At 65.9% G+C, this 13,873-nt stretch carries 13 protein-coding genes; 7 read left to right on the top strand and 6 right to left on the bottom strand.

Annotated elements, in window-relative coordinates; genetic code table 11:
* Positions 1-60: 60 nt before the first annotated feature.
* Positions 61-831 (top strand): YqjF family protein, encoded by a 771-nt coding sequence (locus C491_RS08145; RefSeq protein WP_005555143.1) that lies wholly within the window; start codon positions 61-63, stop codon positions 829-831.
* A 131-nt stretch (positions 832-962) separates the two neighbouring features.
* A complete protein-coding gene (locus C491_RS08140; protein ID WP_005555141.1) occupies positions 963-2,321 on the top strand; it encodes a sugar porter family MFS transporter in 1,359 nt (452 codons plus the stop codon).
* A 52-nt stretch (positions 2,322-2,373) separates the two neighbouring features.
* Here the strand turns inward: C491_RS08140 and C491_RS08135 are convergent, their stop codons facing one another.
* The 3 genes from C491_RS08135 to C491_RS08125 all read right to left on the bottom strand — a co-directional run bounded on the left by C491_RS08135 (position 2,374) and on the right by C491_RS08125 (position 5,916).
* The gene (locus C491_RS08135; RefSeq protein WP_005555140.1) at positions 2,374-3,366 is read right to left on the bottom strand and encodes an alanine dehydrogenase; all 993 of its coding nucleotides are present in this window, start codon (positions 3,364-3,366) and stop codon (positions 2,374-2,376) included.
* Positions 3,367-3,522: 156 nt separating this feature from the next.
* Positions 3,523-5,181 (bottom strand): thermosome subunit alpha, encoded by a 1,659-nt coding sequence (thsA, locus tag C491_RS08130; RefSeq protein ID WP_005555139.1) that lies wholly within the window; start codon positions 5,179-5,181, stop codon positions 3,523-3,525.
* 177 nt (positions 5,182-5,358) lie between these two features.
* Complete coding sequence (locus tag C491_RS08125; protein WP_005555138.1) at positions 5,359-5,916, bottom strand: KH domain-containing protein; 558 nt, start codon at positions 5,914-5,916, stop codon at positions 5,359-5,361.
* Positions 5,917-6,004: 88 nt separating this feature from the next.
* Here C491_RS08125 and C491_RS08120 point away from each other — a divergent pair, with 88 nt between their 5' ends.
* Positions 6,005-6,766: a proteasome assembly chaperone family protein gene (locus C491_RS08120; protein WP_005555137.1), complete on the top strand. Its 762-nt coding sequence runs from the start codon at positions 6,005-6,007 to the stop codon at positions 6,764-6,766.
* A gap of 22 nt (positions 6,767-6,788) precedes the next feature.
* Here C491_RS08120 and C491_RS08115 read toward each other — a convergent pair whose 3' ends face one another.
* From C491_RS08115 to rio1, 3 genes are all read right to left on the bottom strand, one after another.
* On the bottom strand, positions 6,789-7,316 hold the full coding sequence (locus C491_RS08115; protein ID WP_049891617.1) for a hypothetical protein: 528 nt from the start codon (positions 7,314-7,316) through the stop codon (positions 6,789-6,791).
* Positions 7,317-7,364: 48 nt separating this feature from the next.
* Positions 7,365-7,883: a metallophosphoesterase gene (locus C491_RS08110; protein ID WP_005555135.1), complete on the bottom strand. Its 519-nt coding sequence runs from the start codon at positions 7,881-7,883 to the stop codon at positions 7,365-7,367.
* Between the two features lie 64 nt (positions 7,884-7,947).
* Complete coding sequence (gene rio1 / locus C491_RS08105) at positions 7,948-8,817, bottom strand: serine/threonine-protein kinase Rio1 (RefSeq protein ID WP_005555134.1); 870 nt, start codon at positions 8,815-8,817, stop codon at positions 7,948-7,950.
* Positions 8,818-9,004: 187 nt separating this feature from the next.
* On the opposite strand from rio1, the gene C491_RS08100 reads away from it, so the two are divergent.
* The 4 genes from C491_RS08100 (at position 9,005) to ligA (ending at position 13,385) form a co-directional block, all read left to right on the top strand.
* The gene (locus tag C491_RS08100) at positions 9,005-9,370 is read left to right on the top strand and encodes a 2Fe-2S iron-sulfur cluster-binding protein (RefSeq protein WP_005555132.1); all 366 of its coding nucleotides are present in this window, start codon (positions 9,005-9,007) and stop codon (positions 9,368-9,370) included.
* A gap of 49 nt (positions 9,371-9,419) precedes the next feature.
* Entirely contained in the window at positions 9,420-10,823 is a 1,404-nt protein-coding gene (locus C491_RS08095; protein ID WP_005555130.1) for a selenium-binding family protein, read from the top strand.
* A complete protein-coding gene (locus C491_RS08090) occupies positions 10,820-11,221 on the top strand; it encodes a 2Fe-2S iron-sulfur cluster-binding protein (protein ID WP_005555128.1) in 402 nt (133 codons plus the stop codon). Before C491_RS08095 ends, C491_RS08090 begins: the two co-directional genes overlap by 4 nt.
* 79 nt (positions 11,222-11,300) lie before the next feature.
* Positions 11,301-13,385: an NAD-dependent DNA ligase LigA gene (gene ligA / locus C491_RS08085; RefSeq protein ID WP_005555127.1), complete on the top strand. Its 2,085-nt coding sequence runs from the start codon at positions 11,301-11,303 to the stop codon at positions 13,383-13,385.
* Positions 13,386-13,873: the final 488 nt, after the last annotated feature.

Raw genomic sequence — 13,873 nt, 5'->3', positions numbered from 1 at the left:
GCGAGCGTGGAACGGGCAGGCTGTTCTTTTATTTCCGCGTCCGTGTGTAGTACGGCTCGAATGACGAACGACGGACGAGAGCGAGCGGATCCCGCCCGATGGCCGGTCGACGGCCTCTCGAGTCCGAGGGCGCCGTACGTCGCCGCGATGACCTGGCGAACGGGGCTGTTCGTCCACTGGCCGATCGATCCCGAGGCGCTTCGGCCCCACGTTCCCGATCAGCTCGAACTCGAGACTCGAGACGGGCAGGCCTGGCTGAGCGTATTGCCGTTCGTCCTCGCCGACGCCGGACTGCGGGGAACCCCCTCCGTCGCGAGGGTCGACATCACCGAGCTCAACGTCCGAACGTACATCGAACACCGCGGCGACCCTGCACTCTACTTCTTCAGCGTCGACGTCGACAATCCGGCGGTCGGCGAACCGATCGGTCGGGCGACCCGGCTTCCGGTCTACACCGCCCGTATGTCCCTCGAGGATCGCGGCGACCGAATCGAGTTCTCGAGCGAGCGACGCTGGTCGAAGACGGGTGATCCGGCCCGGTTCGTGGCGTCGTACCGTCCTACTGGTGATGTCTCCGTTCCCGAACCCGATTCGCTCGCATACTGGCTCACCGAACGACGACGGTTCTACGCCCCGTCGGGCGAGGGCGTGATGGGGGGTGAGATCGCTCACGATCCGTGGCCGCTCCAGCCGGCCGAGGCCACGATCCACGAGAACACGATGTTCGCGGCTAACGGACTTCCGTCGCCGACCGGCGATCCGGTCGTTCACTACTGCGACCGGCTTCCGATTCGAGGGTCGATCCCGCGTCGGCTTCCGGATCAGGAGTAGAAGACGGGTTTCAGACGGAGCGGATCCAGTGTCGACGGACGTTCGTTATATTCTCCTATTATCCATGTATATTATATGAAAGCGACAGATTAGTTTACTCGGGTTAGAAAGAACGCTCGAGTTCTAACCGCATGGCAACGAAAGACGCGACCCCAGAGGAGACCGGACGAAACTCCTTCGTCTACGTCGTCGCCGCGCTGGCGGCGCTCAACGGACTGTTGTTCGGCTTCGACACCGGCGTCATCGCCGGCGCGATGCTGTACATCCAGAACAGCTTCGATCTGACCGCGCTGTTTGGCTACCCCATGAGCGCCTCGTTCGTCGAGGGGCTCATCGTCAGCGGTGCGATGGGCGGTGCGATCGTCGGCGCCGCGTTCGGTGGCCGACTCGCCGACCGACTCGGACGGCGTCGACTCATCCTCGTCGGTGCCGTGATCTTCTTCGTCGGCTCGCTCGTCATGGCGATCGCCCCGAACGTCGAAGTGTTGATCTTCGGCCGGTTGATCAACGGCGTCGGGATCGGCTTCGCCTCCGTGGTCGGCCCCCTCTACATCTCCGAGCTTGCGCCGCCGAAGATCCGCGGCTCGCTGGTCTCGCTCAACCAGCTGACGATTACGAGCGGTATCCTCATCGCCTACCTCGTGAACTACGCCTTTTCGGGTGGCGGCGACTGGCGCTGGATGCTCGGTCTCGGGATGATTCCCGCCGTCGTCCTGTTCGTCGGGATGCTCTTTATGCCCGAAAGTCCCCGCTGGCTGTACGAACAGGGACGGGTCGACGACGCTCGTGACGTGCTCTCTCGTACCCGGACCGAGAGCCGGGTCGCCGCGGAGCTCCGCGAGATCAAGGAAACGGTCAAAACGGAGTCCGGCACCGTCGGCGACCTGTTCAAGCCGTGGGTTCGGCCGATGCTCGTCGTCGGGGTCGGACTGGCCGCGTTCCAGCAGGTGACCGGGATCAACGTCGTCATGTATTACGCGCCGGTGATCCTCGAGTCCACTGGCTTCCAGGACACCGCCTCGATCCTGGCGACGGTCGGGATCGGCGTCGTCAACGTCGTGATGACGATCGTCGCCGTGCTCCTGATCGATCGCACCGGTCGGCGGCCGCTGTTGCTCACTGGCCTCGTCGGGATGACCGTCATGCTCGGCCTGCTCGGGCTCGCCTTCTTCCTGCCCGGGCTCTCGGGCTGTCTCTTATACACATCTCTGAGCGGGCTGGNCGCCATCAGAGATGTGTATAAGAGACAGGTCGTCAACTGGGCGGCGAACCTGCTGGTCTCGCTTACCTTCCTCGGGCTGGTCGACGCCGTCGGCCAAGCTAGCACGTTCTGGCTGTTCGGCGCCTGCTGTCTGGCCGCGCTGATCTTCTGCTACAAGCTCGTCCCCGAGACGAAGGGACGGTCGCTCGAGGAGATCGAGGCCGATCTACGCGAAAACACCCTCGTCGGACCGGACGACCACCCCGATGCGGTCGGCAGCGACGACTGAGCGCGGTTTTATTTTTCGGAAAGAACAGGAGTTCGGTCGCTGACCGCGACGGCTATCGATCGGTGTGGATCAGTCCGAAGTCGAAGCCGGCCCCGTGCTCCCGTGCGTCCTCGTAGACGACGCGGGCCGCCGCGACGTCCTGGATCGCGAGCCCGGTCGAGTCGAAGACGGTGACGCCGGTGTCGTCCTCGCGAGCCGGCTTCTTGCCGGCAACGAGTTCGCCGATCTCGCCGTAGATATCGTCGTCCGTAAGCGTCCCCTCGTTGTACGGGACGTTGACCTCGCCGGAGTGGGTACACTGCTTGTGATCGTCGATGACGACCGTCGACTCGAGCAGCAGTTCGTCGCTCAGCTCGTGTTTCCCCTCGGCGTCGGCGCCGATCGCATTGATGTGGGTGTGATCGCCGACGTCCTCGAGGCCGACGACGGGATCTCGGATCGGCGTCACCGTCGAGAGGACGTCACAGTGGCCCGCCTCGGAGATCGAGCCCGCACGGACGTCGAACTCGTCGCCGTAGGCGTCGATGAACCGCTGGACGCGCTCGTCGTCGAGGTCGCTGACGACGACCTCCTCGATCGGGCGGATCTCGCTGATCGCCTCGAGCTGGGTGTACGACTGGACGCCCGCGCCGACGACCCCCATCGACGTGGCGTCGGGAACGGCGAGGTAGTCGGTCGCGACGGCCGCCGCCGCACCCGTCCGTTTCATCGTCAGCGCGGTTCCGTCCATGATCGCCAGCGGGGAGGCGGTCTCGGGATCGGAGTAGATCATCGTCCCCAGTACGGTCGGCAGGTCGTGGTCGGTGGGATTGTCGGGGTGGACGTTGACCCACTTGACGCCCGCGGCGTCCCACTCGCCGGCATCGAGGTAGGCGGGCATCGATCGGAAGTCGCCGTTGTACTGGGGCAGGTCGATGTAGGATTTGGCCGGCATCTGGGCGTCGCCGCGCTCGTAGGCGCCGAAGGCGTCCTCGACCGCACCGATGACGTCCGCCATCCGCGCGTGCTCGTCGACGTCGTCGCTGTCCAGGAGAAGCGTCTGCATATCGGCGAATATTGCGGGCTGGTACTTAAGTGGTGCTAACTGGCGGACGGCGTCCTCCTCGAGCGAACTGGCGAAAGAAATCGAACGAGGGCCGACAAATCGATCGAGCGATGCGTTGCTGCAGCCGAACGGGAGAGTGGCTATCCCGGGCTGATCTTACATCATGCCTCCCATGCCGCCACCCATACCGCCCATGCCGCCCATGCCACCGCCGCCCGGTGGCATCTCCTCGTCATCGTCGTCGTCGGCGACGGCGAGGTCGCCGGCGGCGATGACGTCGTCGATTCGCAGCAGCATGACGGCAGCCTCGGTGGCCGACTCGATCGCCTGGGTCTTCACGCGAAGCGGCTCGTAGACGCCTTCCTCGCCCATGTCGATCGTGTCGCCCGTGAAGGCGTCCAGTCCGGCGGCCTCGTTGCCGCCGTCGTGGGCCGCACGAAGCTCGACCAGCGAGTCGATGGGGTCGAGTCCGGCGTTCTCGGCGAGGGTGCGCGGGATGACCTCGAGCGCGTCCGCGAACGCCTCGACGGCCAGCTGCTCGCGGCCGCCGACGGAGTCGGCGTGGTCCCGCAGGGCGAGCGAGAGCTCGATCTCGGGCGCACCGCCGCCGGCCACGACCTTGCCGTCCTCGAGGGTCGTGCGCACGACGCCCAGCGAGTCCTCGATGGCGCGGTCGACCTCGTCGATGACGTGTTCGGTGCCACCGCGGAGGATCAGGGTGACGGCCTTGGCGTCGTCGACGTCCTCGACGAAGATACGCTGGTCGCCCGCGATCTCCTTCTGGGCGACGCTGCCGGCGAAGCCGAGGTCGTCCTCGGTCAGGTCGTCGACGCTGGTGACGGGCGTCGCGCCGGTCGCGCGGGCCAGCTGGCTCTGGTCGCTGGACTTGACGCGACGGACGGCGATGATGCCCTCCTGGGCCAGGTAGTGCTGGGCCATGTCGTCGATGCCGCCGTCGACGAAGACGACGTCGGCGCCGGCGTCGGCGACCTTCTGGGCCATCTCCTGGAGCTGGGCCTCCTCTTGCTCGAGGAACTGCTCGAGCTGGTCGGGGTCGGTGACGTTGACCTCGGCGTCGATCTCGGTCTCCTTGATCTCGAGGTCGCCGTCGACGATCGCGACGTTGGCGTCCTCGGCGAAGTACGGCATGTTCTCGGAGACGCGCTCCTTGTCGACGATGACGCCCTCGACGAGCTCGGAGTTCTCGATCGAGCCGCCGACGACCTTCTCGACTTTGATGTTGTCCGTGTCGACCTCGTCGTCGTCCGCGACGGACTGGACGGCGCTGACGACGAGCTCGGCGAGCAGGTCGCGGGCGCTCTCGGCGCCCTTACCGGTCATCGCCGTCGCGGCGATCTGGTGGAGAATCTCCTCGTCGTCCTCGTCGACGTCGATGGCGATCTCCTCGAGGGCCTCGGTGACCTCCTCGGCGGCCTGGCGGTACCCCTGGGCGAGGGTGGTTGCGTGGATATCCTGGTCGAGGAGGTCCTCGGCCTGGGTGAGGAGTTCGCCGGCGACGACGACGGCGCTCGTCGTTCCGTCACCGACCTCGTCCTCCTGGGTCTCGGCGACTTCGACAATCATGTCGGCCGCCGGGTGGTCGATCTCCATCTCCGAGAGCAGCGTCACGCCGTCGTTCGTGACGATGACGTTACCCGAGGAGTCGACGAGCATCTTGTCCATCCCTTTCGGACCGAGTGTGGTCCGTACCGACTCGGCGACGGCCTTGCCGGCCTGGACGTTCATCGACTGGGCGTCCTTGCCGGACGTTCGCTGGCTGTCCTCCGAGAGTACGATAAGGGGCTGGTTGCCCATCTGCTGTTGTGCCATAGTCACCTGATGGATTGATTGCTATTCTATATAAAAGCTTCGCTATAGAATGACACAACCCCTCACACAACGGTTCAGTACGGGGATTCGGTACTACCGCTCGTTCCACTATTTATATGCAGCGAGCGCAACGAAAACGCGTTTCGGCCGAAACGCGAGCGATCAGGATTCGCTACCGGGGTAGCGGTGGTACTGCATCCCCTGGTGTTTCATCTCGTTGTGGCGCTCCTCGAGGAACGAGTACACCGTTCCGTGGGGAGCGCCGTCGAGTAGCATCTCGGCGGCGGTGCGGACGGCGTCGACCTCCGGCGGAGTGCCGATCGCGCCGAGCGTCGAGCCGTAGATGACGACGTCGGCCCCCGAGAGCTCCTCCATGAGCTCGCGAGTGCGACCGTCCTCGCCGATGAGCCGGCCCTTCTTTCGCTTCATGTCGTTTTTGTTGCGTGCGGCGGCATCGATGTCGACGATGTCGAGTTGCATCATGTCGTCCTCGAGCAGCTGGAGCGCCTCCTCGGGCGGGAAGCCACGACCGATCGCGCGAACGATTTCGGGTCCCTTGAGGCCGCGAACGGGGTCGCCGACGGTCTCGACGGCGACGGAGCCGTTCTCCGAGTCGATGTCCAGACGGACCTCCGCCGCCGCCTCGATCTCGCGCATCGTCTCGCCGCCCTCGCCGATGAGGACACCGATGCGGTCCTGCGGAATCTTCACGTGTTTCATGCCCTCCAATATTCGCTCAGCGAGTTTAAGGCCTTGGTCCGCTGTCGATAGTGCAACGGTTATACTCCGTTTTGACCTCTCCCTCGACATGGCGAACGAACCGCGGTACGAAGTGTCGGTATCGGACGATCGCGCGCTCGAGGGAACGCTCCTCGTCGGTCTCTCGAACTTCGGGCTCGCGGGACTCACCGCGACGGATCACCTGCTCACGCAACTCGAGTTCGAGCAGGTCGGCCACGTCCGCTCTCGAAACCTGCCGACGGTCACTCCCTTCGAGGACGGGACGCCCAGACGGCCGATGCGTCTCTACGCGGCGGCCGATCACGACATCTGCGTGCTCGTCAGCGAGGTCGTCGTCCCGGTGTGGGCCGCCGCCGCGTTCGCGGACACCGTGGAGAACCTCGTCGCCTCGAGCGGGCTCGAGGAGATCGCCCTCTTTCATGGGGTTCCGTTCCCCCACGGCCCCGACGAGCACGCGGTCTTCTTCGTCGCGGCGCCCGAGTACCGGGAGCACCGGCTCGAGGAGTCCGAGTTCGAACCGCTTCGCGGCGGCGTCCTCGACGGCGTTCCCGGCGAGTTCACGAATCGGAGCCTGGACGGCGGGCTACCACCCCTCGGGACGATCGTCACGCCGATCCACCCGCCGGGTCCGGACTTCGAGGCCGCCGTTCGGTTCCTGGACTTTCTCCGCGAAGGGTACGGGCTCGAGGTCGACGATCGACAGCTCCGGGAGCGCTCGGAGTCGATGAGTCGCTACTACGGGGAGCTCGCGGATCGCATCGAGACACTCGAGTCGGAGGGAGGGAGCTCGGAGGAACGCCAGTTGCCGATGGACCGAATGTTCATGTAACGGCTCTCGAGCCGACGACGCGCTACGGGCGTCGGGAACGAGCGATCGACTCCCCGATCGCCGGAAGCGCGAGCATCGACCCCACCCCGACGACGATCGCCGCGAAGATCGACAGCGGCGGGACGCCGACGACGACCGCGACCGCGACGCCGCCGTAGGACGCGACGGCGAGAGCGGTATTGTAGTGGACGAACCGGAGGGCAATCAGCGCCGGCGAAAACGTGAGCCAGCCGAGCGTCTCCGTTCCAAGCGGCCGAACCCATCCGCCACGAACGAGGGTGCCGACCAACACCATTGTCAGCCAGGCGACGATCGCGGCTGCCGTTACCCCGTAGCTCGCCGTCGAACTGGTCATCCCGACGAGCAGCAGTACCGGAAGCCCGAGGATCGACACCTCGCCGAAGATCGACGTCAGGTCGTGGAGGAAGCAGCCGAACCGGCTCTTCTCCATGGTGGCTATCGTGCCGTACCCGTACCACGACTGACGCTTTCGCGTGTGGGCAGGACGGGTCCGCCGGCCGGGTGTCCGATCGCGCCGGTCTCTGCTCATACCGGTGACAACGGCCACCACCGATAAATAGCCGATGACTCCCGCAGGTTACCGGCTCTCGGCCGATCCGGTGACGGAACGGAATCGAACCGACGACGAGTCCGTATCGACGACGGCGACCGTTCGGTGTTCGTCGGGAACCGTCGGGAACTGCGCGCCGGGATTGAGCAGCGTCGTGTCGCCCACTTCGGTGTGGTCGCGTTGGTGGTGGTGGCCGTAGCAGACGACGTCGTACGTCTCGGCCGCGGCGAGCGCTTCGACCTCCACCTTCGACTCCCCGTGAAGGGCCGCAAAGGAGAGTCCGTCGAACTCGAGGTCGGCGAACCGGCCGTGGAGTTCACTTCCCTCGCCGAGGGCGTCGAACGTCGCCTCGAGGCCGGAGATTTCGCCGTCGTTGTTCCCGAGCACCCCATGGAGTTCGACCCCCTCGAACGCCGAGAGCAGGGGCGGCGCGACGAAGTCGCCGCAGTGGATGACGACCTCGACGTCCTCCGCCTCGAAAACGTCGGCTGCGCGCTCGGCCGCGGCAACGTTGTCGTGAGTGTCGGAGACGATCCCGATGTTCATACGTGGGGGCCGTCGGCCAGTAACTAAGGCGTTCTGGGACCGGTAACGGGGTCGACGTGAGCGGTCAGTCTCGAGACGGATCCGGCTCCGGGTTCGTGACGAACTCGAGCAGCTCGTCGGGGTCGGTCTCGACACCCTGCCGGGAGAAGAAGTTCGCGACGTTCTCGCAGTCGCGCTCGAGGAAGTCTCGACTGTTGGGATGGTGGACGGTGACGGCCTGCCCGAGGTCGATGACGACGAGCTGGCCCTCGTGGAAGACGACGTTGTACTCGCTCAGATCGCCGTGGACGATTCCGGCGGAGTAGAGCCGGCGCATGTACTCACGCATAACGCCGTAAGCCGTTTCGGGGTTCTCGATGTGGACCTCGCCGAGGCGTTTCGCGCGGCCGTCATCGTTGCCGATGTACTCCATCACGAGGACGTTGCGTTCGGTCGCGAGCGGCTCCGGAACCCTGACGCCGGCCTTTTTCGCCCGCCGGAGGTTCGCCAGCTCCTTTTTCGTCCAGGCGAGCACGACGTCTTTCTTCTTGCCGCCCAGTCCCTCGAAGCGCGGGTCGCCCTCGAGGTAGTCCCGCATCTGGCGGAAGTTCGAGGCGTTGATGCGGTAGACCTTGACGGCGACCTCGCGGTCGTCGCCCAGCGCGTGGTAGACGTTCGCTTCTTTGCCCGTCGATAGCGGTCCCCCGAACGCTTCGACGTAGCCGTCCTGGACCAGCTTGTACAGCGCCGCCAGCGTCGCGTCGTCGAACACCGACTGCTCGACCTTGAATTGGTCGGCGTCCTTGATCCGCTCCTCGAACTGCTCGAACTCCCGATCTCGCTTGCGGGCGATCCGATCGGCCTCGGTGTCCGAGACGTCGATCTCCTCCCACTCGTCCCCTGGCGTGTCGACCTCCTCGAGGTCGACCAGCCCGTACTCCGATCCCTGTTCCATCTGTCGGCGTCTACGGAGTCGGTGCGGGTAAAGACTGGGTATCGGCGGACCGTCGGCAAAACTCGATCCCTTCCTCGGGCCGACTGCGACGAACGCCCGATCGGGACGGCTCTACGCTTTTCCGCTCGCGAGGCGTACCGCTCTCCATGAACCGACCAGTCGAACGTCGGCGAGCGAGGGGCAAGCGATGAGCGGACACGACGTCACGCTCGAGTGGCCCGACGGCCGGAGCGAAACGGTGGAAGTCGGCCCACAGGAGACCGTGCTTGAGGCGGCCCTACGCGAGAGGATCCGGCTTCCCTACGACTGCCGGAAGGGGACCTGTACGGCCTGCGTGGGGCGGGTACGCTCCGTCGGGGAAGATCATGACGGGAGCGACGAGTCGCCCGATGCCGCGAATGCCGTCGACTACCGCCGACCGCCACGGGCGCTCGAGGAGTCCGATCGGGCCGACGGCTACGCGCTGCTGTGTATCGCTCACCCTCGAGCCGACTGTCGCATCGAGGTCGGTCCGATGGTTCGCAGTCAGCTTGGCGACAGCCCCTGGGGGTAGTTCCCCGGTCGCGGGCAGCTTTATCCCCGCGTTCGTGGTACGTCCAGTCATGAGTGATGCTGACACTCCAACTGACGCCGAGCCGAGCCACGACCACGAGCATCACGGCCACGAGGGGCCAGGCTATGCGACCCCGCAGGCCGCCCTCGAGGAGGGCGAGCGCGAGGAGCTCGCCTACGTGATGAGCCTCTACACCGGAACCGACATCGACGAACCCGACTTTATCGCCGTCGTCGACCTGGATCCAGACTCCGAAACCTACTGCGAGATCGTCGACCGCCTCGAGATGCCCGAAAAGGGCGACGAGCTCCACCACTTCGGGTGGAACGCCTGCTCGTCGTCGTGTCACGTCGAGGGACTCGAGCGCCGACACCTGATCGTCCCCGGCCAGCGCTCCTCGCGGATCCACGTCGTCGACACGAAGGACCGCCGGAATCCGGAACTCGTCGAGGTGATCGAGCCCGAGGAGGTCTTCGAATACGACCTCTCGGCGCCCCATACAGTCCACTGCGTGCCCGAGGGCAAGATCATCATCAGCATGCTCGGTGACGCCGACGGCGAGCTCCCGGGCGGCTTCCTCGAGCTCAACCACGACTTCGAGATCGAGGGCCGCTGGGAGCCGCCGGGCGAGATCGAGATGAACTACGACTACTGGTACCAGCCCCGGCAGAACGTGATGGTCTCGACGGAGTGGGCCGCGCCGAAGACCTACTACCCGGGGTTCGACCTCGAGGACGTCGAGGACGGCAAGTACGGCCGACGGATCCACTTCTGGGACTGGGAGAACGGGACCGTCGAGCAGACGATCGATCTCGGCGAGGAGGGCCAGATTCCGCTCGAGGTTCGGTTCCTCCACACGCCCGAATCGACCCACGGGTTCGTCGGCACCGCGCTGTCGTCGAACATCTTCCACTTCTGGTACGATGCGGACGCGGGCGAGTACCGCGCCGAGAAGGCGATCGACTTCGAGGCCCGCGAGCACGAGGACTGGGACATGCCCGTGCCGGGGCTGACGACCGACATCCTGATCTCGATGGACGACCGCTACCTGTTCGGCTCGAACTGGCTCCACGGCGAGCTGTGGATGTACGACATCTCGGATCCATCGAACCCGCGGCGGGCCGACTCGCTCTCCGTTGGCGGGACCTTCGGCGAGGTTCAGGAGGTCCAGGGTCGCGAGCTGTCGGCCGGCCCGCAGATGGTCCAGCTCAGCCTCGACGGCGAGCGCCTGTACTGGACGACCTCGCTGTTCTCGACGTGGGACGACCAGTTCTACCCCGAGGAAGCCGAGAAGGGGTCGGTGATGCTGAAGGCTGACGTCGATCCGCGGAACGGTACCCTCGAGCTGGACGAGGACTTTCTGGTCGACTGGGGCGAGTGTCCGAATGGGCCGGCCCGCGCCCACGAGATCCGCTGGCCCGACGGCGACTGCACCAGCGACGTCTGGCAGTGACCGAGACGTACGCCGTCACCCTCGAGCGGGCCGACGGCTCCGACAGGACGATCGAGGTCGGGAGCGGCGAGACGGTCCTCGAGGCGAGCGAACGGACCGACCGGGCGGTTCCGTTCGGCTGTCGAACCGGAGCCTGCGGAACCTGTGCCGGACGCCTGCTCGAAGTCGACGGCACGCGAGACGGCGAGGGTGGCGACGACGGGCAGACGAGCGACGGGACTGAGGGATCGGCGACGGTCGCCGACGCCTTCGCCTACCGCCGCGAACCGCGAGCGCTGAAGCCGCGCCACCGCGAATCGGGGTACGTACTGCTCTGTATCGCGACCCCGCGAGCGGACTGTCGGGTCGCCGTCGGCTCGCGAGCTCGGTCCGGGCTGGTCGACAACCCCTGGAAGTAGCACGGTTCGCCCGCTCGAGCGCCTCGGCGACGGCGGTCAGTAACGTTAACGGAGCCGCGACGCAACCCTCGAGCAACGAATGTCCCTCGCCGACGAGAACGCCGACGAATCGAACCCGTATCTGCGGGATCCGCCGACCGAGTTCGAGGCGCTCGAGGAACTCTCGGAAGCAGAGGCTAAGCGACAGGTCGAACTGCTCCGCGAGGCCGTTCGCGAGCACGATCGACGGTACTACGTCGAGAACGATCCGCTGGTCGCGGATCGAGCCTACGACGCGCTGTTCGCCCGGCTGCGGGAGCTCGAGGACGCGTTCGGCCTCGAAACCCCTGACAGCCCCACCAGAAGCGTCGGCGGCGAGCCGATCGAGGCGTTTGAGACCGTCGAACACGTCACGCCGATGCTCTCGATCGACCAGAGCGGAGAGGAAGAAGACGTCCGGGAGTTCGACGACCGGGTGAAGCGCGAGGTTGGCACAGTCGAGTACGTCTGCGAGCCCAAGTTCGACGGCGTCTCGATGGAGTTCGTCTACGAGGACGGCCGCCTCGAGCGGGCGGTCACCCGCGGCGACGGCCGCGAGGGCGACGACGTGACCAAAAACGCCCGCACGATCGGCTCGGTTCCCCAGAAGCTGCACGGCGATTATCCCGACTTTCTGGCCGTACGGGGCGAGGTCTACATGCCGAAAGACGCCTTCCAGGCGCACAACCGCGAGCGAATCGAGCGCGGGGAGGAACCGTTCGCCAACCCCCGGAACGCGACCGCGGGGACGATCCGCCAGCTCGATCCGTCGGTGGTCGCCGATCGCCCCCTCGAGGTCTTCTACTTCGACGTGCTCGAGGCTAGCGATCTCGCAGAGAGCCATCGAGAGGAGCTCGAGCGCTTCCCCGAGTGGGGGTTACGAGTGACGGAGCACATCGAAATCGTTGACGACATCGAAGACGCGATCGACTACCGCGACCGCATGCTCGAGGCCCGCGACGACCTCGCGTACGAGATCGACGGCACCGTCATCAAGGTCGACGACCGCGAGGCTCGCGAGGAGCTGGGTCGAACGGCGCGCCACGACCGGTACGCCTTCGCCTACAAGTTCCCTGCCCGTGCAGAGGTGACCCCGATCGCCGACGTCGCGGTCCAGATCGGTCGCACCGGTCGCGTGACGCCCGTCGCGCTGCTCGAGCCGGTCGACGTCGGCGGCGTCACCGTCTCGCGGGCGAGCCTCCACAACCCCGAGGAGATCGCCGAAAAGAACGTCAACGTCGGCGACACCGTCCGCGTGCAGCGGGCGGGCGACGTGATCCCCTACGTCAAGGAGGTCGTCGAGAAGGGAAGCGAGGGCCACTACGAGCTGCCCGACCACTGTCCCGTCTGTGACAGCGCCATCGAGCGCGACGGCCCGATGGCCTTCTGTACGGGCGGGCTGGCGTGTGACGCCCAGCTTCGCCGATCGATCGAGTACTACGCGAGCGACGACGGCCTCGACCTCGAGGGCCTGGGCGAAAAGAGCGTCCGCCAGCTCGTCGACGCGGGTCTGCTCGAGTCGGTCGCCGACCTCTACGAGCTCGATCACGAGGATCTGACCGCCCTTGAGGGGTGGGGCGAGAGAAGCGCCGAGAACCTGCTCGCGGAGATCGATTCCGGTCGAGAGCCCCCGCTCGCCGACTTCCTGTCGGCGCTGGGCATCCCCCACGTCGGGCCGACGACCGCCCGCGAGCTGGCCCGCGAGTTCGGCACCTTCGATGCTGTCCGCGAGGCCGCCGAGGACGACCCCGAGTCGCTCGAGGGCGTCGACGACGTCGGCGGGACAGTCGCCGAACAGATCCATGACTTCTTCGCCAGCGAGGCCAACGCCAGTGCGGTCGACGCGATCCTCGAGCACGTCTTCCCCCAGGAGTCGGCACTCGAGGCCGGCGGCGACGAGCTCGAGGGGCTGACGTTCGTCTTCACGGGCTCGCTCGAGGGCAGTACGCGAGACGAGGCCCAGGAAACCGTCGAGGCCCACGGAGCGAACGCGACGGGCAGTGTCTCAGGGAACACGGATTATCTCGTCACCGGCGACAGCCCGGGCCAGACGAAACTCGACGACGCCGAGGACGAGGACGTGGCGGTGCTCGAGGAAGGGGAGTTCCGGGAACTGCTCGCGGAGAAGGGGATCGAGCTCGAGTGATCGAAACTGGAGGACACACCGGCGGTGGCGCGTGCCGTCTCGTAATGAACGAATGAACGGCAGTGAGTCGCGGGACGAAGCCGCGCGAGGTCTTCGCGAGTAATACGAGCGAACGGCTTGGCAGAGCACGTTCTGCTACAGTAACAACTGAAGCTGTTTGCACACCGTTCGCATAGCCGTCGTGCGATCGGGTGGACACTGACTTTCAGTGGCTACTGTAGTGGACGAGCGAGGAGCGTCGCGACCGAAGCGAATCGGTTGGGGAGGACGTGCAATCCCGCGTGTTCGTGCGGGCGCGACGCTGCGATTATCGATCACGGTTCGGGCGCACACGTCCACCTCGAGTTTAGACGCCGAAGACGACGGTAGCGACGTTCCCAACTACTTCGCTGGAAGGCGTTTGGCGATCGACCGGACCGCCTCGAGACCCTGCACTTCACCCTCCCGCTCCGGCAGCTGTCTCTTATACACATCTCTGAGCGGGCTGG

This window comes from Natronococcus amylolyticus DSM 10524 (assembly GCF_000337675.1).
GTDB lineage: Archaea > Halobacteriota > Halobacteria > Halobacteriales > Natrialbaceae > Natronococcus > Natronococcus amylolyticus.
The sequence above is the reverse complement of the archived record's forward strand: the minus strand, read 5'-3'. Positions and strand labels throughout refer to the sequence as shown.

What these genes read in the sequence shown, in the direction of transcription:
- C491_RS08145 (WP_005555143.1), top strand. Translation starts at nt 61, where the DNA reads ATGACGAACGACGGACGAGAGCGAGCGGATCCCGCCCGATGGCCGGTC.
- C491_RS08135 (WP_005555140.1), bottom strand. Translation starts at nt 3,366, where the DNA reads ATGCAGACGCTTCTCCTGGACAGCGACGACGTCGACGAGCACGCGCGG.
- thsA (WP_005555139.1), bottom strand. Translation starts at nt 5,181, where the DNA reads ATGGGCAACCAGCCCCTTATCGTACTCTCGGAGGACAGCCAGCGAACG.
- C491_RS08125 (WP_005555138.1), bottom strand. Translation starts at nt 5,916, where the DNA reads ATGAAACACGTGAAGATTCCGCAGGACCGCATCGGTGTCCTCATCGGC.
- C491_RS08120 (WP_005555137.1), top strand. Translation starts at nt 6,005, where the DNA reads ATGGCGAACGAACCGCGGTACGAAGTGTCGGTATCGGACGATCGCGCG.
- C491_RS08115 (WP_049891617.1), bottom strand. Translation starts at nt 7,316, where the DNA reads ATGAGCAGAGACCGGCGCGATCGGACACCCGGCCGGCGGACCCGTCCT.
- C491_RS08110 (WP_005555135.1), bottom strand. Translation starts at nt 7,883, where the DNA reads ATGAACATCGGGATCGTCTCCGACACTCACGACAACGTTGCCGCGGCC.
- rio1 (WP_005555134.1), bottom strand. Translation starts at nt 8,817, where the DNA reads ATGGAACAGGGATCGGAGTACGGGCTGGTCGACCTCGAGGAGGTCGAC.
- C491_RS08100 (WP_005555132.1), top strand. Translation starts at nt 9,005, where the DNA reads ATGAGCGGACACGACGTCACGCTCGAGTGGCCCGACGGCCGGAGCGAA.
- C491_RS08095 (WP_005555130.1), top strand. Translation starts at nt 9,420, where the DNA reads ATGAGTGATGCTGACACTCCAACTGACGCCGAGCCGAGCCACGACCAC.
- ligA (WP_005555127.1), top strand. Translation starts at nt 11,301, where the DNA reads ATGTCCCTCGCCGACGAGAACGCCGACGAATCGAACCCGTATCTGCGG.